We start from the raw sequence: 20,150 nt of genomic DNA, 5'->3' as shown, positions 1-20,150 counted from the left end.
TCTCCTCACCGTTTTTTATGTATCATATCATACCGTTTTCAGGTAAATCGCTTCTTTTATTGATATTACGAAATTCATTTGATGTCACGTTCAGTTCTTCCTCTGAAACGATACGCACTTGAAGCTTTTGAAGCAAGTCCTTGACGGCAAATTGATTCTCTTTTAAACACGCGCGAATAAACGGCAGAGAGCGGCGGTGATAAAGCGCAAATAAAGGCTGTAATCTGCCCTGAACAAGCGGGATAATGGCATCTGCGTGCTCGCTGCAATAGGACGATAATACTTTCGCCGTTTCCTTCCGTATGAAAGGCATATCACATGCCGTTACTAAATACCATTCTGCCTCTTGCTTTTGCATCGCCGTATATATGCCGGCAAGCGGTCCGCATCCGCGCACCTCTTCATCATCTAACCACACACTTTGTTCACCTCTTGCTTTGAAAAAAGGAAGAAGCGACGGATGGCTGATGATAACTGTCTGCCCTTCTAAAAGCTGCTCTTTCACATGCTCATATAATGGTTTCCCTTGATACATATGACTTGCCTTTGGCTCTCCAAAGCGTCTGGAAGCGCCTCCAGCTAAAATGACATTCACTACGTGCATCCTCTAAGTCCTCCTTTGATATGGTTGTTCTAATCGCACTCCTTTCGCATACTTTATTGGTAACATGAATAAGGAGGGTCTATCGATGAACAGGCGCCATGCTTCTCCCCTATTCCATGATTTATCTCAAGAGAATTTATACTTAAAAGCTGAAACTGCCAAATATCAACAAATGATCTCTGATTTACAGTCCTCATATACGTATTCTAAAAATAAGAAGTTAACTCAAGAATATCATGAGATGAAAAAGGATTTCACGCAATTAAAACAACAATTGGATGAAATGACCAATGATCAACACGATGCTGCCTCAAAAATACAGGAACTCTCCTACAGCAAATCAGAATTAATACATAAAATTGTCCTTCTCCATGAGATGCTGCAAAAGGAAACCTATCATAGAAGAAAAGAAACCGAAGAAAAACACAGGCTGCATTTGAAAGTTGTCAAATATAAGGAAATCTCTCAACAATTAAATGAGCGGATAGAGGATCAAGATAAACAGCTTGCAAAAGAGGAGAAAAAAGGAAATACTTTATCCGCAGTGATTGAGAAGCTGCAGCAAACATTGAGCGATAAAAATGCAGAGTTTCATGTATTACAGGAAGGCGTCAGACACCTTCAAGAGCGTTTTTATGAAACACAAGAGAAATTGCTGCAAATAGAAAAAGCAAAAGAAGCGATTTTTTACGAAACGCTCACAAACTATCAAAAACAGTTAGCAGAAAGCGAAGAATGGATCGCCTCTCATTTTGCTGATATTGACCAGTCAGAAAAAACAAATGCACAGCCATTCTCACGAGACCGGATCCTGCAAACGACAGAAGAAATCGAACCGATCTTGAAGAAACTCAACGAACAAGTTCAAACACTTCAGGAACACGTTGATGCAGTGCAGCGTAATGGAGAGGTCATGACAGTCAAAATCGACAGCTTCAAAAAACAGCGTGATCACCTGCCCAAGGAACGCAAAATTGTCTATACAGTTGATCAAAAGAAGTAATTCTCGAAATAAAAAACTGCTGGCTTTTACGCTCAGCAGTTTTTTATTTATTCGTCTTCTGTTTGAATGTCGCCTTCTAAAATATACTGTCCGCGATAAGGCTTCTTCACTTCAGGGTACATTTTAATTAAGCTTTGCATAAACGTTGTCATATTTGGGATTTCAAGACCGCTCTCTTTTTCGATCTCTTTTTGAAGTTCTGAGCTTTTAATCGCTGCATTATGACGTTTTAACGTTTTAATCGCAGCTTCACGAAGCTTCGCTGCCTTAGAGCCAGGACGAGCTGTGCCTCTTCTGCGTCTTGTCGATCCTTCAGGAATACCTACAGGTGCACCGTTTAGCTGTCCTGTTCCTAAAGATGATGATTGTGGTTGTGCCGGCTGCTGGTAGCTTCTCATTTCTTGCGCAGCAAGCTCAGCTAATACAGGCAGTGAATCCGTCTTTCTCTCTGTACGTACTTCTTTTTTTGTATCTGACACTAGACCTGTTCCTTGACGGTCTAATTCTCTTAATTTTGCATAAATCGCATCTCGCTCAATTTGATATTCACGGATGACCTTTACTTCTGCCTCGTTTAATTGTTCCAATCGTAAACGTAACGCTTCCCTCTCATTAAACAATGGATTTCCCCCTCATCATATAAAAAATATTCTATAGTAAATATTAGATTAGAAAACTAATTTTATCAACTATTTTTTTATCATTTTACAGTTTGCTAACAGATAGGTATTTTCAACTAAAATTTTGCCAAAGAGGAAAAATCGGCACCCATTTCATTGCCACTATAGGCTTTTGACAAACCTTAAAATATTGTAAAAAAATTGAATAAACGCTTATACTACTTGATTTATATAGTTATTTACCTAACTGAAATTTCTTTTGTGCAAAAACGTTCTGAATAGTAAAAAGTTAAAATCTTTACATTTTCATTTCAAAACAAAAATGTAAATAGGTCGTTATACCTTTTTGTTTCAGGGATATTTTTTAATAAACTCCCTCATTTTCTCTTTTCTTAGGAATAACACCTACATAAAAACTCATCCGAAGCCATATGCTTCTTATTTTTGTCCATGAAAAAACCCCCATTTATGGGGGAAAAGCTTATTCTGCAGCCTTTTCAGACTCAGAAAGCACTCGATTGACACGTTTTTCAAGCATTTTCATTCCGCTTCCGCCGGCTTGGAAGTGGCGCAAAGCACCTGTTTTATCAAATACATAATATGCCGGTACATATTCGTTTTCAAAGGCTTCTGTTAAGTGATGATCACTGTCCACAAAGATTGGCTGCGTGATTTCATGCTCTTTCGCAACTTCTTTGATTTTTTCTAGATCTAGGTCATCCTCTGAACGAGGCATATGAACTGCCACAACGTTTAGTTGATCCTTGTATTCATCACGGAATTGATTGACTTGAGGCATTGCCTCTTTACAAAGATGACAGCTGACAGACCAGAAATGAATCAATGTTGGTTTGTCACCAATCAAATCTTCTTTTGTTACTTCTCCATTTAACCATTCTTTTGCACCAGTTAGTTCTGGCATTGGTTGACGTAATTTCATTATGAAGCGCCTCCATCCATTGTATGTGTCGAAACAAAAAGGTCTAACATCAGTTAGACCCTCTTGTTTCTTCAGCTATCAATTAAAGTGTTTTTTGACCAGGTTTCCAGTTCGCTGGGCAAAGTCCACCAGTTTGTAATGCTTGAAGAACACGTAATGTCTCATCTACATCACGACCGATGTTGTTGTGGAATACTGTTTGATATTGAAGTTCGCCTTCTGGGTTAATGATGAATAAACCGCGAAGAGCAATTCCTTCTTCTTCAATTAAAACGCCGTATTCTCTAGATACTGTGTGGTTAGTATCAGCAGCTAATGGGTATTTTAATTCACCTAGACCATTATCTTTACGGTCTGTATTGATCCAAGCAAGATGCGTGTGGATTGTATCAGTAGATACACCGATGATTTCTGCATCTAAATCTTCGAACTCGTCATAACGATCGCTCATTGCTGTAATTTCAGTTGGGCAAACAAATGTGAAATCCATTGGATAGAAGAAAAGAACTGTCCATTTGTCATTCTTCATGTTTTCCTCTAAACTTACTTTACCAAATTCCTTGTTAGCAAGTACTGCTTCCATTTCAAAACGTGGAGCTTGTTTTCCTACAAAACGCTCTGCCATATGTAAATCCCTCCAAAAAATAATATCTTTATACAGTCTTCTTAGCTGTATATAAAATGAGAATCAAAACTTAAAATTCTCATTTAGTTAATAACTTCACAATTACAATTATAATACTTATGCGATTTTTAGTCAATATTAATTAATAATAAATTTAATTAACGATTTGTCACAATTCCTGCTCTACTTATCAAAAGTTTAACATGACTTGCATAAGGGAACAAATGATTAGCTTCTCTTTTAGAGCATACATAGAAAGGTTTTGAAGATTATGAGAGCATTTCAACAAGTAGATTGGGTTTCCATTATCCTCAATAGCAGTATGATTTTGCTAAAACTAGTCGCCATTTTTGCCATTTACTTTATCATCAGAGCCATAGGAAACAAGATGATTAAGCGCGCCTATTCAACATTCGCTGAAAAGCATGAAGTCTCTTTATCAAGAGCTCAGACACTGCAAAGTTTGACGTTAAATATTTTCGCCTACTTATTGATTTTTATTCTAGTTGTGATGATCCTCGACTTATTTCATTATAACCCAACCGCTTTGCTGGCAGGTGCGGGCGTTGTGGGACTTGCGATCGGTTTTGGCGCTCAAGGGTTAGTGAGTGATATTGTGACCGGATTCTTTATATTATTGGAAAAACAATTTGATGTAGGAGAATATATAACGGTCGCGGGCTTTGATGGGATTGTCGAACAAATTGGCCTAAGAACCACGCAGCTTCGAAGCTTTGACGGCACCCTTCATTTCATTCCAAATCGCAGCATACTGAATGTGAGCAATCATTCAAGAGGGACGATGCAGGCACTCGTTGATATTGAGCTGTCACCGGATGAAAATGTGGATCAGATGATCACAGCCCTCCAAGCTGCCTGTGATGAAGTGCGGGAGGAAACTCCGCAAATTATCGAAGGTCCTCAAGTTGTCGGCGTAGAGGCGTTCGGTTCCTCTTCCCTTGTGCTGCGCATCATAGCGAAAACTGAAACAATGGAGCAATGGCGAGTGGAACGAATCTTGCGCAAAAAAATGAAAGAAGTACTCGATATAGAAAAAGAGCAAAAAGAACCGGGATCATAATCTACCGGTTCTTTTTCTTGTTTTATTGAACACGCTGTTCTACTTCTTGACAAATTTCATCAGCCGTCATACCTGATGCTGTAATAACAGATGCCTTTGTTGTTGTGTCTGAAATGCCAAGAACATTTGAATCTAGTCCTGTGACGACATAACAGTCACACTGATCCATTTGCTGTTCATTTTGAATACGTACGACATCATACCCTTTTTGCTTCAATAGTTCTTCTACATCGGATAAAGATTGTTCTACACCAATTCTTGTCATAATCAAGTACACCTCCTGTTCATAAGGTGTACAGGAGGCAGCTCGATTATTCATTCGCCAGCTTGCTTTTTAAAATAAGCCGTCATGACTTTCACAGCTGTTTCAATCGCGTTTTCATCAGGCTGGAGCTTTGCATGGTGCAGGCCGTATTCTGAATCGACCCCTAACCAAAACATGAAGCCGGGATACTTTTTCAGCATGTACCCAAAATCTTCTCCTGTCATGGCTTCTCTGCATTCAATCACATTTGCTAGCCCTTCTTCGGCTACATATGACATAAATTCCTCAGTCAAATCCTTTGAATTGTCCACTTCGTAATAAGATGAAGGGTATCGAACGGTTGCCTTGCATTCGTAGCCAATTTCAATGCCTTTTGCCAATGCTTCAATTCTCTTTCTCACCTTGTCCATAGACTCTGGGGATAGTGTGCGAATGGTACCGTCAAGCTTTGCATGCTGCGCAATAATATTTTGAGCCGTTCCACCGGTAATTGTACCGACTGTAATGACCGCACTATCAAGGGGGTCGACATTACGCGAAATAACCGATTGCAGCTGACCTACAAGTGCACTTGCAGCAACAACCATATCATTGGATAAATGAGGATATGCAGCGTGTCCGCCTTTTCCTTCAAGCTCAATCACAAGCTCACTCGTATTGGCAAATAACAAACCAGACTTCGTAGCAATTGTTCCAACAGGATATTCAGGTGCGATATGCAGCGCTGTAATAAAGTCTGGCGTCCATTTTTTCAATACATCACTTGCAAGCATCGGTTCAGCTCCGCCTGGACCTTCTTCTGCCGGCTGGAAGATAAATAATACGTCTTCTTTGATCGGTTCATGGACGAAATGATCAATGATACCAAGTGCAATGGTCATATGAAGGTCATGTCCACATGCATGCATCTTTCCTTCATGCACAGATTCAAATGGATACCCTGTTTCCTCAGGAATAGACAGACCGTCCATGTCTGCACGATAAGCAAATACGCGCGTTGGATTTGTTCCCTTCACTTTCACAAAAAGCCCAGTTCGCCACGTTTCAATCTCAACTCGATCTTTTGAATAGGTATTAAGGTGCTGAATGAGATACGCTTGTGTTTTAAATTCTTGGAAACCAAGTTCAGGGATTTGGTGTAAATCTCTTCGAATGGATATTAATTGCTCACGATTTAACAAGTGAACTCACTTCCTTTCTTCTATACGAATAAGACGTGGATATCTCATCCACGTCTTTGTCTTCAGCTGCGAATTATATGAATTAAAGCTGACGCAGTTCTTGTTTGATTTCAGTCTTACCTTTTGTTTTCTCATCAATGTCTTTGATTTTCTTAGCAGGTGTACCTGCTACAACTGTGTAAGGCTCTACATCGTTTACAACGATTGCACCAGCAGCTACTACTGCACCTTTACCAATTGTCACGCCTTCTAGAACAACAGCGTTCGCACCGATGACAACGTCATCTTCTACAACAACTGGTTTAGCAGACGGCGGCTCAATGACACCTGCAAGAACAGATCCAGCACCGATATGACAGTTCTTACCTACTGTCGCACGGCCTCCAAGCACCACGTTCATGTCAATCATCGTACCTTCGCCGATCACAGAACCGATATTAATAGAAGCACCCATCATAATGACTGCATTATCACCGATTTCAACTTGGTCACGAATGATTGCCCCTGGCTCAATACGGGCTTTAATGTTTTTCAAATCTAACATCGGAATTGCAGAGTTGCGGCGGTCATTTTCCACGACAACATCTTCAATTTTATCTTTGTTAGATGCTAGCGCTTCTTGAATTTCGCTCCACTCACCGAAAACAACTCCAGTGTTTCCTGTGATGAATGTTTTTGCATGTTCACCAAACTCAATACCTTCTAAGTCACCTTTGATATAGACTTTGACAGGTGTTGATTTTGTACTATTTTGAATAAATGAAATAATTTCATTAGCGTCCATTTGTTTCATGTATGTATGTCCTCCTCTTAATTTATACTTCATTACTGTACCAAAGGAGTGTTTTAATGACAAGTGAAAGAGTCATCTCCGCAATGGAAAATAAAACAAGCGGGACCGATTATCCCGCTTCTTGCTGGTGAAGCTGAACAAATTGTCTGCCAAAAGATATTAATTCGTCTTCTTCCTCCCCTTCTGGATTCAGCTCAATCTTAACTGAGGGCAGGACAATGTCACCGCCAAGCTCCTTCACTTTTTCTTCAATTAGGTCAACAGCTCCGCAAAAATGTTCGTAAGATGTATCGCCAGAACCAAATACTGCAAATGCTTTTCCCGTTAAATCAAGCTCTTCCATTTCTTCATATAAATCAATAAAATCATCCGGAAGATCGCCATCTCCCCATGTATACGCACCTAACATAATGTGCGAGTAATCATTGAGCAGCTCGGCATCAATATCCATCGCTTCATGCCGGTCTACGCTGGCTCCTGCTTCCGTTATACCTTTTTCAATTAAATCTGCCATCGCTTCTGTATTTCCAGACATCGTGGCATATACCAATAAAACCTTTTCTGTCACTTTTTCTTCCTCCTTATCAATGAATCAATGCAGGCTCCTCATATGGCCTGACAAACTTACTTTCATATAAACCCGCACAGAAAAAGTTTTCGTTTTGATTGGCTACACGAAAACCGTGTCCTTTGATCGTATCAAACCATTTGAGCTCTTTTTGCTCAATATCAAGCTGATACACTTTAGAAAATCCGTGTTCATCTTGTGAGGTGGTCACATACACAATGCCATTATCCTCAGACACATCCAAAAATGATTCTTCTTTAGCAAAGGCCTGTGATTGAATATCATGCAGAATATTTGTATGTAAATCTAAAATTTGAACAGATCCTTTTTTGCCTTTTTTTGAACCTAATGCACAAACAAGAAGATGTTCATGACAGAGCAGCATAGAAGCTGTCATTCGGTGCTCCTCTCTGTTTAGAAGAAAAACCTGTTCACTTTGCAAGTCATACACCCATATTCCTCCGTGAACCTCATGAATCTGTGTTCCAATATAAAGATGGTCACCTGCAGCACATAAAGAACGAATGACCGGCGGATGATTCACATGAGCAAACGGCTTCATAATTTCCCAGGAAATTCCGAAATCATTTGACACATAGATACTATGTTTTCCATGCGCACATACAAACCCATCTTTACGTCCTGTAATAGACCAAACGACTGCATTTGTTGGGAATGAAGATAACGCCCATGTGTTGCCTTCATCTCCTGATCTAATTACTGTGCCATTTTCACCAACACCGAATAAATAAGGGCCAATATAGCTGATCGCATGGATTTTATGCTTGAGCTTAAACAGCTGCTGCCATCCGCTCTCCACATTATAGTGAAAAATACCTTCACGTTTTACAGCAACAAAGTATCCACCACTTTTAGATGCTGCAACGGCTGTTGCTCCTTTATGAAACATGATTTTCAACTCGTTTCTCAGATAAAGCAGCCCACGTTAAAAAGCTCGCAGCAAATTCCTGACAGCACGCCACATCTTCATCTGTATCCGGTGCAAGCTCCATTTTTAATGTTTCAGGAAAAACAGAGGCACCCGTTGATTTCAGCATGTCATGGAATGTATGGACAGCCTCGCAAAACTTCGGATAGCTGTAATCACCCGATCCAAAGACAGCTGCTTTGATCTGACGAAGTTCAAGCGTAGAGACCTCTTCATAAAAATCCTCAGCTTCATATGGCAAATCTCCATCACCCCAAGTGTAAGAACCAATGAATACGTAATCGTATGAGGAAAGGTCTTCAGCATTCGTATCATCAAACTCCATCATCTCTGTATCGACCCCTTTTCCTTCAAGTGTTTGCTTTAAGATCGCTGCCATATCTTCCGTATTTCCAGACATACTCGCAAATGCAATTAGTGCTTTCATCTATCGGTCACCTCATCTAAATGATAATCATTTTCAATTATTATATGTACACTTTAAATGATAATGATTTTCATTGTCAAATGATTTCATAAAAAAAAGTACCTCCTAATTCTAAGAAGGTACTTACACGGCATCATTCTCAAGCATTTCTTTAACCACACCAACAAAAGCTTGCACCTGTTTTAACTGAAAAGACGCTTCATAGCCTAGCAGCCATGTGTCACGGCCGATTTGCTCTCCGTTCACATCAACAAGCGGTGTTTTATAAACACTTTTTTCGTGGTCATATAAGGTAACAGAAGGCAAAATGGCGTAGCCGATGCCGTGGTAGGCCATTTGTTTACATGTTTCAATTTGGTCTACTAAAATCGTCTGCTTTGGAGACACTTTAAACTTTTGGTGCCACCAGTGCTGGATTTCCTGATAATACGTGCTGTCGCTTTTAAATTGGATAAATGGCCGCTCTGTCTTGATTAATTCATCTACGTCCTTGATCACGGAATCAACTAAATATAAATGATCTGTCATCAAGTATTCCTTTGTCCCCTTCCAATCAGGGTTTCCGCGAATGATTCCTATGTGCACGTGGTCTTCATACAAGCTTTTGAGCATTTCACTGCTCCAGCCAGTAACGAGTGATACTTTGGCATTTGGGTATTTTTCAACATACCGTTTTAACACCTTTGGCAGCCAGTGCTGTCCAATAATCGACGCCACCGCAAGCTTGAGTGTACCGTGAATATCACCCTCAAGTTCATCAATTCGCTCTCTCACTCGATCCTGTTCAACCGTCACCTCTTTTGCAAATTGAATAATCTGTTCACCTGCCGAGGTCACAGTCAGCCCCTTTTGTGAACGAAAAAAGATTTTGGTACCCCATTCCTTTTCGATCGTCTGCAATCTTTGAGATAATGCAGGCTGGGAGACAAAGAGCCGCTCTGAAGCCTTTCTCATATTCAATTCTTCACTTAGCACAACAAGCATATGTAACTCCTGAAGCTGCATGGGTGTCCCCTTTCTCTCTATAAGTTTTCCTTATTTTATATGCTCATTATATAAATTTTAACTTATGAAGGCAAAAAAAATAAGCTGGGCTGCAGCTCATTTTTTTGCGGAATGAATGACCTCATTTAAGCGCTTTAATACAACTCGTCGAGTAAAAATGCCTTCAAAGACCTGCTCCTCATTTTCTACACAAACAAATCCATTATTCGTCACAGCGTGAACGCCTTTTAGTACAGGATCTGTTGTTTTAAGTCTCGGAATATCCGTCAGCATGACCTCTTCAACCTTCAACTGGTCGAGCTTCTCGAATTCGATACGTTCTAAACCGAAGATTTTATCCATAATCATATTCGTTCCGATTAACCCGTGTAAATGATAAGAAGCGTCTAATACCGGTATGGCTGTATATCCTGTTTTTGTTAGAACCAATAGGGCATGCTCAAGATTATTTCCAATTTGAACATGTGCCACCTTATCTGCATCAATCATATGCTCGGCTACTGTTGACTCAAGCAATTGAGTCGGTTCTATCTCTATCATGTTTCTTCGACCCCTTTTCTCTCAATCATCAATCATACATTCCCCTTTACCATTAAGCATAAACTAAAACGAAATTTGTCGAAAGATTTTTTCTGCATAAAAAAGATACTCAGCCCCCGAGTATCTAATAGAATGTTAAATCAATATTAATTCTCAAACCTTACTCTGTCATACAATGTGATCAATTGCTTATACGTATTGTCGTCGACATTTTTTGTTCCACATTCTATATCATTGATCTCACTGCTTAGTAATTCGACAGCATATTCCTGATTCAGCAATACGTTTAATAATAGCTTTTTCTCTTCTTCATTAAAACGATTTTCGATGACGCTCATTCAACATCAGGCCCCCTGTTTCATATATGCTTTTATATTGATTAGCAGGCTTTTGAATGTCTGCTTCCTCTCTATACAGCTAGAATAAGGAACTAGAATCGAATCGTCAACCGCACGTTTCGACAAGGTTTGGAGAAAAATGACGGAATTTATTTTGTGTATCGATTGGCATAGCAAAATGCTGCATATGAGTCGGGTTTTATTTTCGCTTCAATTCCCATAGCTGTGATCATTCCGGTCATTTCCTGAATCAGCTCTTTTGTACTTCCTTTTTTGCCAATATCCAGATGGGCTTCAAAACGAAGGTCTGCCCCTTCCTCAGCAAACGGAAGAAGCAAATCCATCAGTTCTGTTAAAGGCCCCTCAAGGATGTCTGCACATACCTTTTGGCTAAACGCTGTCTCTAATGAAATTTTTTCTCTAAGACTTTGCACGGGTCTCTCGATCACTTGTTGTGTGAGACAGCCCCAAGCTCCTTTGCCAATCCGGTGGAGATGAATTGCAGTCATAAATGTTGTGACATTTTGATTGACCTGAGAGTCCGTACCAATTGATAACACATAGGCGGATCTAGGGTCTTTTCGAATAAAGTCTTTCATTCTCATGACGACATCAGAAAACGCTAAATGATCTTCAGAAAGATTGTAGAAAAAAGAATCACTCACAGAAAGGAACTCCTTTTTAATGGTCTCTTATCCGAAAAATGCGCTGATTGATCATCTTCCATTTGTACATATCATCTATGATGATCCATGTATGCTGCCGCAATAAACGAAGGAATCCTCAGAAAAAACATTTCATACGATTCAGCTTAGGATTGTAGAAGCTCAAAAATCTCAATCGAAATCATATCAATGTTGTCAAATGGGAAAGTATTTGGCTTATCCCCTTGTTGAAAAACAGTCAATTCAAACGTTTGATTCTTTTCGAAATACTTAACACTACAGATTTTCTCACCGTTCACTTCGAAATAACGCTGTGCCGGCTCGTTTGCAGCTTCTGCTGTCTCTTGAAGACTTTGCAGCCTTGTAATGATACCCATTAATTGTGACATTCTAAAAAAAGACTCCTTTCAAAAAAACAACTCAAGATGAACCCGTATTGATTATACACAAGTCCTACAAAGCATCATACCATAAAGTGTTCTCAGATGATATTTTTCCTCTTGAATTCAAAAAAAGAAAAAGAATCTGTTTTTTTAGTTTGAGTCTTTTTTCTCATCTCATGCACCATGATTTTTATAAACCAGCAGATCTCATCAGCCGTTTCGCAATTTCATCAAAATCCTCTTTTGAAATGCCTGGAGCAAACTCTTCCGGTAATTCTCTATAATCTGGCACAGGTGCACCTTGCGGGGTGCCCTCAATGACTGTCAGCGGCTTTCCATCAATCGGATGGCTGCCTTTCCAAATTTTATTGATATCCTTGTAATCCGTATCACTAAATGTATACAACTTTGTATGAACATTCTGGTCTTCAAATTTCCTCGCTGAGTCAAAGTATTTGTTGTCGAGGTTTGGGATTGGCAGCATCTTCCCAACATCTACTCCTGTAGCGACTTCAAGTGCCTTTGCATATGCCACAATATGCACGCCGCCCCTGACAAGTAAATAACCGATCATCTCTCTTGCTGTAGGATGGTCCGTCATTTCATATACGCGCATTTTGTGCGTACGTGCTCCGCATTCAAGAAAGAAATTATGGAGAAGGTCAAGAATGAGGTTGCCACTTGAGAACACATTCTCTCCGGTCCAAGGTTTTGCCATTGAATCAAACGGATAGCCTGTTTGGGCTGTTTGAATAAAATGCTGTGTATTTCGTTTATCGACAGCTGCCTTCATCGGCGTCGTATCTGGGTCCCCGCCATGGGTGGTTCCTGTAATCATGAGATTGATGGCTGTGGTTACAAGCTCAACATGACCAAATTCTTCAGCCGTAATACTGGATACGAGGTCATAAAACGGTTTAAGTTTTCGTTTTCCTCTAAAGTTAAAGGATTGAAACATGTAATTATTTAATGTGGACATTTCACCGAATTTTCCGCCGAGTAATTCTTGCACAGCAGCGGCACCATTTGCATCTGGGTGATCTGGCCTTGGCAAATCAATGAGCAGCCGCATGTCACGTTTGATCATGATGTTTCCCTCCTACCGTCTAACTATCATCACTTAAGATGTATGGAAGGTTTGGGCTGTCCTATGCATGAAGGGAAAGATTGAAGCACAAAAAAACTTGGCGGGGGTAGCGCCAAGTTTTTTGGATCTTGATCTGATAGAGGGGTTGGGGAACAGAGAGTAGCTTCTCTCTATAACTAAATGATAATGATTATCAGTTTCATTGTCAACCATTTTTTATTTCTTTTTTCTATCAAAAAAAGCAGCCTGCAAGGCTGCTCAGATTGATGACAAAAGGCTAAAATTCCTTTTGTTTATATTTCAGCGTGATAGAAAACCTTTGAAGTCTAGAAAGGACGAGTACCGGAGCGGATTTTACATTCGTGAGCACTGCCACGCAGGACTCAACGAATGAGAGGGTTTGTCTTCACGCCGCGTCTTCAAATTAATCCATCTTGCTCATATAAATAAGCATACGGAAGGTCTATAAACAAATACATATCTCCCTCTAAAGGATAAGAAAACGTACGTATCCTCTCACCGGTTTCTAAATCACTGTAAATATCGCTGAAAAATCCTTTTCCGCTAATTCTCATTTGAAGAATATTTGCTAGGAAATAAGGACGCCAGCTCCAGTTTTTTTCGATATACTCCGGCTGAAACAGCCATTCTTCTTCTTTTTTGAACACATTTCCAGTGATTTGAAAGCCTTCTTCATTACACATATAAATCCGGAAGCTGCAATCTGTTAGTTCAAGTGCCAGTTTTTGAATGAGCTCATCATTTGTGCTGCACGCTTTCTTTAAAGTCGTAACAGCTTGATGAATTCGTTTATAAAATGTTTCAGAATGTTCGTAGACCGCTTGCAGCTTCTTTTTCTCATGGGCAATAAATTGCTGAAATTCTTCTCTAAGCTGATCTTTTCGGTGGCTTCGGTCGATTAATTCTCCTGCAGGCTCATGAAGATAGAACCCTTGAAAATATCTCCCGCCATTTCTCCAAGCATACTGCAGCTGGAAATTCGCTTCAATATCCTCATAAATTAAGGCTGCTCCTATTTTTCTTGCAAGCAATGAAATGCTGTACAAAACATATTCATAGGAAGGAGATGGAGCCGATGCTTTTAATGCCTGTAAATCTATTTTTAATAAATCAGGTGAAAGCAAGGCAATCCGGTCCAGATTACTGCTTTCTTTTCCTATATTTGAGACGGCGATTTTAATCCCATATGTACGATAATACGTTAACGTATGGTATAGCTGTTCAATGTCGCCGCTAAACGTATGCTCTGCAAACTCAATAACAAATCGGTTAAGCTGAATGCCCTTTGCTTCATATTCTTTTAAAAGTTCTAAAAAGCTTTCTCCATGATCCAGCATGAGGATATTGGCATCATGATTAATAAAAATGAGCAAATCGTCATCTGCTGTTGTGAAGAGATCAAGTGCTTGAGTCAATACTTTGTGATCTACTTCCAATTTATATTCGTCAGGAATAGATGAATCCGTAAAGAAGGAGCCTAGGCTGACCGTTTCTGACTCAAGCTTCATTCTTCCTAGAATCTCATAGCCTATCACTTTTTGCTCTTCCGCACTGAATATTGCTTGGTAGTGCGGGAAAACATCTTCAATATTCGTTAAAATATCCAATGGATCGACCATTTTCATCACCTGCTTCTCTCTTTGTGTGATTATACCACATCAAAAGCAGGTCTTACATCGTCAATCAAAATGGTGATTGGTTGAGCCATTGTCCCCCATCCATCGTGATACAATCTCCATTTATATAAGACGCATGCTCAGACAATAAAAAGCTCGCAAGCGCTGCAATTTCCTCAGGTGTGCCCAGTCTGCCAAGAGGAACACTATCTAATGTTCTTTGCGCTGCCTCTTCAGATTCCCATAGTTTATCTGCACCGCCTGTTCTCTCAATAGGACCTGGTGCGATCGCATTGACGCGAATTCGATATTGCTTCCCCCATTCCACAGCAAGCGTTCGAGTGAGAGACAACACACCGGCCTTTGCTGCCGCCGAATGCGCCACGCCTACACCAGCACCCCATGCATAGGTGGCCACCATGTTAATCATACTTCCCCTTTTCTTTTGACGAATCCAGTAATTCCCCACTGCATGGCTGCAAAAAAATGTACCATTTAACACAATATCAATGACAGCCTTCCAGCCGTTAGGAGACAGTTTTTCTGCTGGCACTAAAAAATTTCCTGCTGCGTTGTTAATGAGGGCATCGACATCACCAAATGTATCCACTGCAAACTTGACCATTTGGTCAGCATCCTCTGGGTTTCGTACATCCATTTGGAAATAAGCGACAGATCCGCCCTTCTGCTTCATTTCTTTTGCCGTCTTTTCCAGCGTCTCTTCCGTTCTACCAGTAATCACGACATTCCAGCCTTCAGCTGCCAAATGATCAGCCATCGCCTTCCCCATACCGCTTGATCCCCCTGTGACAATCACTGTTTGTTTCGTCATTTGTTCTCCCCCTCTGTGTCATTTGAATGACTATTCATTCATTATTGTCTATCATATCATGATTGACCCTCGGTGCACCATATGGGAGATTATCCAAATATGATGCTATACTTAATTTTATTTATAAAGGAGTCTTATATGAAGCAGCTTTCCCGCAGACAATTTTTAAAAGGAGCAGCTGGTGCGAGTATTCTCGGTTTTTTGGCTACAAGTTGTGGATATGGATATGCCAGGTACATTGAGCCGCGCATGATCGATACCGTGTCACTGACCATTCAAGATGCTCAGCTTCCAGCTTCATTTGACCAGTTTAAAATAGCCCAATTTAGTGACGTTCATTTGAGTGATACATTCGCTGCGAAGAATCTAGAAGCCATCGTCCAGAAAATCAATGCTGCATCTCCAGATCTCATTGTGTTCACAGGTGATCTCGTTGATTTTCAAGCATCCTCTGAAGAGCATGAAAAAGCGAAGGCTTATTTGAATAAGCTTCATGCTCCGTTCGGTAAGCTTGCCATCTACGGAAATCATGACTACGGACCATTTGGCGTGGAGCTTTATGAGAATACAATGGAGGCTTGTGGATTTACATTATGTAAAAATGATGTGTTTCTATTAGAAAAAGATCATGCGCATATTCAGATTGCTTCACTGGATGATCTCATGATGAGCGTGCCTGATTACGATTTGATCAAACGGGAAGTATCATCTGATTTATTTACGTTACTGCTCGTTCATGAGCCTGATGCCGCATTAGAGCTGAAAACAACACCTATTAACTTGCAGCTTTCCGGGCATACGCATGGCGGTCAAGTGCAGCTCCCTTTCTATGGACCGATTCTCACAGCACCTTACGGCCGTACATATATAGAAGGTTTATACGGCAGCGATCAGCACCGCATCTATGTCAACCGTGGACTTGGAACAACGCGGCTGCCGCTTCGGTTTTTAGCCAAACCCGAGTTAACCTTTTTTACCTTGACATCTCGCGTATAAATAGAAGCCAAACCGCCCTCTCCTGCATATGTATAATCAAAGTTCTTTTTCATGACAAATGTTAGGAGAAACCTTACTGGGCCTGATTCCGTCCATATAGTATGTCAAGTGACGGCATCATGGCTTCTTTTATTTGATTAAAAGGAGTGTGCTTTGGTGCTTCGATACACGGTGAAAAGTGGAGAAACCCTTGCTTCTATAGCACTTGATTTTCGAACTACAACAGATGCCTTAAAGACTGCAAATCCGTCACTTCAAGCTCGCGAGCCCGAACAAAATGAGGTCATTATCATTCCTGGTTTGCCGGATCCTAATACGATCCCTTATCGCATTTTTGTTTCGATTTCAACGAAACGTCTCGTTTTGTTTTCTGGATCACAGCTTATTCGTTCGTATCCGATTGCAACAGGGAAAATTTTAAATATGACACCGACAGGTTCTTATTATATTGTCAACAGACAGCCAAACCCAGGAGGTCCCTTTGGCGCTTATTGGCTGAGCCTCTCAAAAATTCATTACGGCATTCACGGTACGAATAACCCGTCTTCAATTGGTAAAGCTGTTTCTAGAGGATGCATTCGAATGTATAATCAGAATGTCATCGAGCTTGCTTCACTCGTTCCAAACGGAACACCTGTGACCATTAGCCAGTAGAAGAAATCAATTGTACGAATGCTTAAAATTTTATATGATATAAAGTGGGATCTTCAGGTTAAGGAGCGTATTTATGGATATTTTTAAAAACAGAAATTTTGTTCGTCTCTTTTTTGCAGCACTTGCTTCGCAAATGGGGACAACAGTAGGCAATATGGCGTTTGCCTTTTATTTGCTCGACCATTTTAGTCATCAGCCCGCATACGCCACATTGGCTGAGCTCATGTATTCTCTTCCTACCGTCTTTGTCTTTTTTATGGTCGGTGTGGTCGCAGACCGTTTTGATCGTAAAAAAGTCGCAGAGAATTGTGATTGGATACGAGCTGGGCTGACGATTGTATTATTCATCGTTATTTATTTTAATTCACTGCCACTTATTTTCTTGATCTTGTTTATTCGAAGTGCCATTACGAAATTCTTCTATCCAGCTGAAGCTTCTCTCGTTCAGGCCATTTTAAATAAAGATCAATATGCAAAAGCCGCTGGCTTAAATCAAATGCTGTTTAGTTTATTTATGGTATTTGGCGTTGGACTCGGTGCCATTATGTATAAAACGATTGGTCTTCACGGTGCCATTACAATTGATTTAGTCAGCTTTATTATTTCAGGCATCCTGATTCGTTCATGTAACATTCCAATTGAAGCGCGTCAGCCAAATGGACAAGCTGGCTGGAGAGGCATGACCATTAAAACGTCTCTGAAAGATTTTAAAGAAGGCATACTGTATATTTTAAAAAATAAATTATTGGCTTCTTTAATTTTTGGCTTTTTTGTTTTCGGTCTAGTCAATGGCGCATTTGCCGTTCTTCCGATGTTTACAATGAAATATGGACTTTCACCAGACCATTTTGAGCTGCATACATCCTTCTTTACAATTGCGATCGGTGCAGGATTGCTCGTTGGAAGCTTAATGGGCTCTGTCCTCGCTAAGAAGGTAAAGATGCAATATCTCATGTCGATTCCAATTCTGGTCGCAGGTATTTTGATTTTTGTCCTTGGTTCTACCCATACATTATGGTTGTTTTATGTCACATCATTTGTCATTGGTACATGCATTGGCCCAGTCAACATTGTCATTGGCGGCTGGCTGCCTAGAATCGTCCACCCTCGCCTGATGGGCCGTGTGTCAGGATGGGTTGATCCGCTTACTATGTTTGCTCAATCGATGACATTAGGTCTGATTGCTGTATTATTTCCAAAACTCATCACAAATGTTTCTTATATTTATTACGGAATGGGCTTTATTATTTTACTCGTCTTCCTTTTTTACTTCATTACACTGCCAAAGTTCAGCAGAGAAGCTGCCGACTTAGACGTGCAGCGTGAACTAAAGGGTCAGGGAGTTCAATAAGTAAATAGCAAAAAGGACTTTCTTTTCGGGAAAGTCCTTTTTGCATGGCTGAAACATCCTTCATGTCATTTCCTCTGCCCATAGAATCTGTTTGGAGCATGCATAAATAAATCACATATACCTCGCTTTACTACCCCCCTCCATCCATTTAGCACTTCTCGTTTTGTTTTGTTGATCCATTTTTTCTTGTTTTTCACAATAAAATTCCTTTACATCATTAAACGTTTTATAGTAGGATAGTCAGGTTGGAGGTGAAAGAAATGCTAAAAAGTTACTATTTTATTCATACAAAGAATGAACAAGGACAGTTTGTTGTACATACAGAAGATTGTGCATTTTTAGGTGATGCTGCAAGCCGTACATTGATTGGCATGCATATGAATGGGGAAAGCGCCATGGGCGAAGCCAAACAAATGACGAATGAAACGGACTTTAATGGTTGTTTTTATTGCGCTTATTCTATTCATACAAAATAATTCATCTGCTTACATCATATAAAAAATATCATTTGAGAAACTACCCATTTTAATAAATAGGTAGTTATCATGAACTAATAGTTCACTTTATTTATATTTCATTCAGTCAACTCTTCTTATCGTTCCTTCTATTGTTCAACACCCATCCCTCTCATTTTTTCGGCTGATACAATGCCAAGAATAAAATCAAATAGACAATACAAGCTGTCCCTATCCATTGGAAAAGTCCGAATGGCTCTTTTAACCAGAAAACTGTCGTAACGACTGCTGCAAGGGGCTCAACACTTCCAATTAAGCTCGACTCTTTTGGTGATAAGTATTGCAAACTTTCTATGTAAAACCAAAAAGCGATCATCGTTCCAAATATGACCACAAATAATAAATAGACATACGCTTCAAAAGGTAAATGAGTGAGATTAACCTTCCAAGGAGGATGGATCAAGCTAAGGGCGCCTCCTCCTATCAGCATCGCCCAGCCGACAACCACTAGAGAATCGAATTGTTTTAACAGTCTGATTGGATATAACGTATAAAACGAGAGCGCCACAGCCGATAATATTCCCCACATCACTGCCGCAAATGGAACGGTTAATGTTGAAATAGAACCATTCGTCAATAAGAAAAACATGCCTGCTAAAGCCAATACCACTGTGACCAGATCTCTTCTAGTGAAGGTTGATTGCCTGCGAATGATCAAATACACGATAATCATAACAGGGGCTGTATACTGCAGCAGCGTTGCCACAGCAGCATTTCCATGTTGAATGGATGCCATATAAGTATATTGAACAGCCAGCATCCCCATTAGTCCAAATAGAAGGATTTGCATCGCTGTCCTCTTCTTTTGCCACACACCCATCAGATGTGTTTTTTCTTTTGTCATCACATGAACAAATAAAAGCAATCCCCCTGAGATGAGCAGCCGGACCGTCACAAGCCAATTGACATCAATCCCATATTGCTGAAACAATTTTTGTGAAATCGTTCCTCCTACACCCCAGCAGATGGCGCCTATGAATACAAGTAAAATGCCCTTTCTCCTATTCATTTTCATTCTCCTCAATTCTTAACAAATCATGATAATATAGTTGATAGTAGTTCACTTTGTTACATATTGATATATTAATTGA

The 20,150-nt window shown here is 40.1% G+C and carries 25 protein-coding genes; 6 read left to right on the top strand and 19 right to left on the bottom strand.

Features of this window, described 5'->3' with window-relative positions; all coding sequences use genetic code 11:
- Window positions 1–22: 22 nt before the first annotated feature.
- Complete coding sequence (locus MHH61_RS16105; RefSeq protein WP_125586281.1) at window positions 23–604, bottom strand: molybdenum cofactor guanylyltransferase; 582 nt, start codon at window positions 602–604, stop codon at window positions 23–25.
- An 85-nt stretch (window positions 605–689) separates the two neighbouring features.
- Between MHH61_RS16105 and MHH61_RS16100 the strand changes: the two genes are divergently transcribed.
- Window positions 690–1,607, top strand: coding sequence for a sigmaE regulated sporulation protein (locus tag MHH61_RS16100; RefSeq protein ID WP_125586282.1), 918 nt, complete (start codon window positions 690–692; stop codon window positions 1,605–1,607).
- 47 nt (window positions 1,608–1,654) lie between these two features.
- Here the strand turns inward: MHH61_RS16100 and rok are convergent, their stop codons facing one another.
- The 3 genes from rok to ahpA all read right to left on the bottom strand — a co-directional run bounded on the left by rok (window position 1,655) and on the right by ahpA (window position 3,792).
- On the bottom strand, window positions 1,655–2,227 hold the full coding sequence (rok, locus tag MHH61_RS16095) for a transcriptional regulator Rok (protein ID WP_024426871.1): 573 nt from the start codon (window positions 2,225–2,227) through the stop codon (window positions 1,655–1,657).
- A gap of 481 nt (window positions 2,228–2,708) precedes the next feature.
- Entirely contained in the window at window positions 2,709–3,167 is a 459-nt protein-coding gene (locus MHH61_RS16090) for a TlpA disulfide reductase family protein (RefSeq protein ID WP_024424727.1), read from the bottom strand.
- An 82-nt stretch (window positions 3,168–3,249) separates the two neighbouring features.
- A complete protein-coding gene (gene ahpA, locus MHH61_RS16085; protein WP_003211758.1) occupies window positions 3,250–3,792 on the bottom strand; it encodes a biofilm-specific peroxidase AhpA in 543 nt (180 codons plus the stop codon).
- A 271-nt stretch (window positions 3,793–4,063) separates the two neighbouring features.
- Between ahpA and MHH61_RS16080 the strand changes: the two genes are divergently transcribed.
- On the top strand, window positions 4,064–4,873 hold the full coding sequence (locus MHH61_RS16080) for a mechanosensitive ion channel family protein (protein WP_024424726.1): 810 nt from the start codon (window positions 4,064–4,066) through the stop codon (window positions 4,871–4,873).
- A 22-nt stretch (window positions 4,874–4,895) separates the two neighbouring features.
- Here MHH61_RS16080 and MHH61_RS16075 read toward each other — a convergent pair whose 3' ends face one another.
- The 14 genes from MHH61_RS16075 to fadH all read right to left on the bottom strand — a co-directional run bounded on the left by MHH61_RS16075 (window position 4,896) and on the right by fadH (window position 15,543).
- Window positions 4,896–5,138 (bottom strand): YkuS family protein, encoded by a 243-nt coding sequence (locus MHH61_RS16075; protein ID WP_024424725.1) that lies wholly within the window; start codon window positions 5,136–5,138, stop codon window positions 4,896–4,898.
- Window positions 5,139–5,188: 50 nt separating this feature from the next.
- A complete protein-coding gene (locus MHH61_RS16070; protein WP_125586284.1) occupies window positions 5,189–6,319 on the bottom strand; it encodes an N-acetyldiaminopimelate deacetylase in 1,131 nt (376 codons plus the stop codon).
- Between the two features lie 82 nt (window positions 6,320–6,401).
- Window positions 6,402–7,112, bottom strand: coding sequence for a 2,3,4,5-tetrahydropyridine-2,6-dicarboxylate N-acetyltransferase (gene dapD, locus MHH61_RS16065; protein ID WP_008347987.1), 711 nt, complete (start codon window positions 7,110–7,112; stop codon window positions 6,402–6,404).
- A 109-nt stretch (window positions 7,113–7,221) separates the two neighbouring features.
- A complete protein-coding gene (locus MHH61_RS16060; RefSeq protein WP_029706705.1) occupies window positions 7,222–7,647 on the bottom strand; it encodes a flavodoxin in 426 nt (141 codons plus the stop codon).
- Between the two features lie 49 nt (window positions 7,648–7,696).
- A complete protein-coding gene (locus MHH61_RS16055; RefSeq protein ID WP_041108804.1) occupies window positions 7,697–8,590 on the bottom strand; it encodes a hypothetical protein in 894 nt (297 codons plus the stop codon).
- Window positions 8,580–9,056: a flavodoxin gene (locus MHH61_RS16050; RefSeq protein ID WP_125586286.1), complete on the bottom strand. Its 477-nt coding sequence runs from the start codon at window positions 9,054–9,056 to the stop codon at window positions 8,580–8,582. The genes MHH61_RS16055 and MHH61_RS16050 overlap by 11 nt, the downstream gene beginning before the upstream one ends.
- Before the next feature lie 123 nt (window positions 9,057–9,179).
- Window positions 9,180–10,061 carry a LysR family transcriptional regulator gene (locus MHH61_RS16045; RefSeq protein ID WP_024424721.1) on the bottom strand — a complete coding sequence of 294 codons (882 nt, stop codon included), beginning with the start codon at window positions 10,059–10,061 and terminating at the stop codon, window positions 9,180–9,182.
- A 96-nt stretch (window positions 10,062–10,157) separates the two neighbouring features.
- The gene (gene cbpB / locus MHH61_RS16040) at window positions 10,158–10,601 is read right to left on the bottom strand and encodes a cyclic-di-AMP-binding protein CbpB (RefSeq protein ID WP_034281593.1); all 444 of its coding nucleotides are present in this window, start codon (window positions 10,599–10,601) and stop codon (window positions 10,158–10,160) included.
- 146 nt (window positions 10,602–10,747) lie between these two features.
- Window positions 10,748–10,939 (bottom strand): antirepressor AbbA, encoded by a 192-nt coding sequence (gene abbA, locus MHH61_RS16035; RefSeq protein WP_003210802.1) that lies wholly within the window; start codon window positions 10,937–10,939, stop codon window positions 10,748–10,750.
- 149 nt (window positions 10,940–11,088) lie between these two features.
- Window positions 11,089–11,604, bottom strand: a complete 516-nt coding sequence (locus MHH61_RS16030) for a ribonuclease H-like YkuK family protein (protein WP_024426864.1) — start codon at window positions 11,602–11,604, stop codon at window positions 11,089–11,091.
- Window positions 11,605–11,750: 146 nt separating this feature from the next.
- The gene (locus MHH61_RS16025; RefSeq protein WP_003212254.1) at window positions 11,751–11,993 is read right to left on the bottom strand and encodes a YkuJ family protein; all 243 of its coding nucleotides are present in this window, start codon (window positions 11,991–11,993) and stop codon (window positions 11,751–11,753) included.
- Between the two features lie 184 nt (window positions 11,994–12,177).
- The gene (locus tag MHH61_RS16020; RefSeq protein WP_075622945.1) at window positions 12,178–13,074 is read right to left on the bottom strand and encodes a manganese catalase family protein; all 897 of its coding nucleotides are present in this window, start codon (window positions 13,072–13,074) and stop codon (window positions 12,178–12,180) included.
- A gap of 419 nt (window positions 13,075–13,493) precedes the next feature.
- A complete protein-coding gene (locus MHH61_RS16015; RefSeq protein WP_125586288.1) occupies window positions 13,494–14,714 on the bottom strand; it encodes an EAL-associated domain-containing protein in 1,221 nt (406 codons plus the stop codon).
- A gap of 64 nt (window positions 14,715–14,778) precedes the next feature.
- On the bottom strand, window positions 14,779–15,543 hold the full coding sequence (gene fadH / locus MHH61_RS16010) for a 2,4-dienoyl-CoA reductase (RefSeq protein WP_056766324.1): 765 nt from the start codon (window positions 15,541–15,543) through the stop codon (window positions 14,779–14,781).
- A gap of 138 nt (window positions 15,544–15,681) precedes the next feature.
- Between fadH and MHH61_RS16005 the strand changes: the two genes are divergently transcribed.
- From MHH61_RS16005 to MHH61_RS15990, 4 genes are all read left to right on the top strand, one after another.
- Window positions 15,682–16,539: a metallophosphoesterase gene (locus MHH61_RS16005; RefSeq protein ID WP_056766321.1), complete on the top strand. Its 858-nt coding sequence runs from the start codon at window positions 15,682–15,684 to the stop codon at window positions 16,537–16,539.
- A 156-nt stretch (window positions 16,540–16,695) separates the two neighbouring features.
- Complete coding sequence (locus tag MHH61_RS16000; RefSeq protein ID WP_125586290.1) at window positions 16,696–17,193, top strand: L,D-transpeptidase family protein; 498 nt, start codon at window positions 16,696–16,698, stop codon at window positions 17,191–17,193.
- Between the two features lie 73 nt (window positions 17,194–17,266).
- Window positions 17,267–18,544, top strand: coding sequence for an MFS transporter (locus MHH61_RS15995; protein ID WP_024426859.1), 1,278 nt, complete (start codon window positions 17,267–17,269; stop codon window positions 18,542–18,544).
- Window positions 18,545–18,804: 260 nt separating this feature from the next.
- Window positions 18,805–19,020: a hypothetical protein gene (locus MHH61_RS15990; protein WP_024424712.1), complete on the top strand. Its 216-nt coding sequence runs from the start codon at window positions 18,805–18,807 to the stop codon at window positions 19,018–19,020.
- A gap of 151 nt (window positions 19,021–19,171) precedes the next feature.
- Here MHH61_RS15990 and MHH61_RS15985 read toward each other — a convergent pair whose 3' ends face one another.
- Window positions 19,172–20,068: a DMT family transporter gene (locus MHH61_RS15985; protein WP_125586292.1), complete on the bottom strand. Its 897-nt coding sequence runs from the start codon at window positions 20,066–20,068 to the stop codon at window positions 19,172–19,174.
- Window positions 20,069–20,150 lie beyond the last annotated feature (82 nt).

It is taken from the genome of Bacillus sp. FSL K6-3154, from assembly GCF_040869395.1.
Taxonomy (GTDB): domain Bacteria; phylum Bacillota; class Bacilli; order Bacillales; family Bacillaceae; genus Bacillus; species Bacillus safensis.
This window is presented reverse-complemented; position numbering and strand designations above follow the sequence as displayed.

Bases quoted from the DNA above. Each gene is read 5' to 3' on its own strand.
- MHH61_RS16105 (WP_125586281.1), bottom strand. From the start codon at position 604: ATGCACGTAGTGAATGTCATTTTAGCTGGAGGCGCTTCCAGACGCTTT.
- MHH61_RS16100 (WP_125586282.1), top strand. From the start codon at position 690: ATGAACAGGCGCCATGCTTCTCCCCTATTCCATGATTTATCTCAAGAG.
- MHH61_RS16090 (WP_024424727.1), bottom strand. From the start codon at position 3,167: ATGAAATTACGTCAACCAATGCCAGAACTAACTGGTGCAAAAGAATGG.
- ahpA (WP_003211758.1), bottom strand. From the start codon at position 3,792: ATGGCAGAGCGTTTTGTAGGAAAACAAGCTCCACGTTTTGAAATGGAA.
- MHH61_RS16080 (WP_024424726.1), top strand. From the start codon at position 4,064: ATGAGAGCATTTCAACAAGTAGATTGGGTTTCCATTATCCTCAATAGC.
- MHH61_RS16075 (WP_024424725.1), bottom strand. From the start codon at position 5,138: ATGACAAGAATTGGTGTAGAACAATCTTTATCCGATGTAGAAGAACTA.
- dapD (WP_008347987.1), bottom strand. From the start codon at position 7,112: ATGAAACAAATGGACGCTAATGAAATTATTTCATTTATTCAAAATAGT.
- MHH61_RS16060 (WP_029706705.1), bottom strand. From the start codon at position 7,647: ATGTCTGGAAATACAGAAGCGATGGCAGATTTAATTGAAAAAGGTATA.
- MHH61_RS16055 (WP_041108804.1), bottom strand. From the start codon at position 8,590: ATGTTTCATAAAGGAGCAACAGCCGTTGCAGCATCTAAAAGTGGTGGA.
- MHH61_RS16050 (WP_125586286.1), bottom strand. From the start codon at position 9,056: ATGAAAGCACTAATTGCATTTGCGAGTATGTCTGGAAATACGGAAGAT.
- MHH61_RS16045 (WP_024424721.1), bottom strand. From the start codon at position 10,061: ATGCAGCTTCAGGAGTTACATATGCTTGTTGTGCTAAGTGAAGAATTG.
- cbpB (WP_034281593.1), bottom strand. From the start codon at position 10,601: ATGATAGAGATAGAACCGACTCAATTGCTTGAGTCAACAGTAGCCGAG.
- abbA (WP_003210802.1), bottom strand. From the start codon at position 10,939: ATGAGCGTCATCGAAAATCGTTTTAATGAAGAAGAGAAAAAGCTATTA.
- MHH61_RS16025 (WP_003212254.1), bottom strand. From the start codon at position 11,993: ATGTCACAATTAATGGGTATCATTACAAGGCTGCAAAGTCTTCAAGAG.
- MHH61_RS16020 (WP_075622945.1), bottom strand. From the start codon at position 13,074: ATGATCAAACGTGACATGCGGCTGCTCATTGATTTGCCAAGGCCAGAT.
- MHH61_RS16015 (WP_125586288.1), bottom strand. From the start codon at position 14,714: ATGGTCGATCCATTGGATATTTTAACGAATATTGAAGATGTTTTCCCG.
- fadH (WP_056766324.1), bottom strand. From the start codon at position 15,543: ATGACGAAACAAACAGTGATTGTCACAGGGGGATCAAGCGGTATGGGG.
- MHH61_RS16005 (WP_056766321.1), top strand. From the start codon at position 15,682: ATGAAGCAGCTTTCCCGCAGACAATTTTTAAAAGGAGCAGCTGGTGCG.
- MHH61_RS15995 (WP_024426859.1), top strand. From the start codon at position 17,267: ATGGATATTTTTAAAAACAGAAATTTTGTTCGTCTCTTTTTTGCAGCA.
- MHH61_RS15990 (WP_024424712.1), top strand. From the start codon at position 18,805: ATGCTAAAAAGTTACTATTTTATTCATACAAAGAATGAACAAGGACAG.
- MHH61_RS15985 (WP_125586292.1), bottom strand. From the start codon at position 20,068: ATGAATAGGAGAAAGGGCATTTTACTTGTATTCATAGGCGCCATCTGC.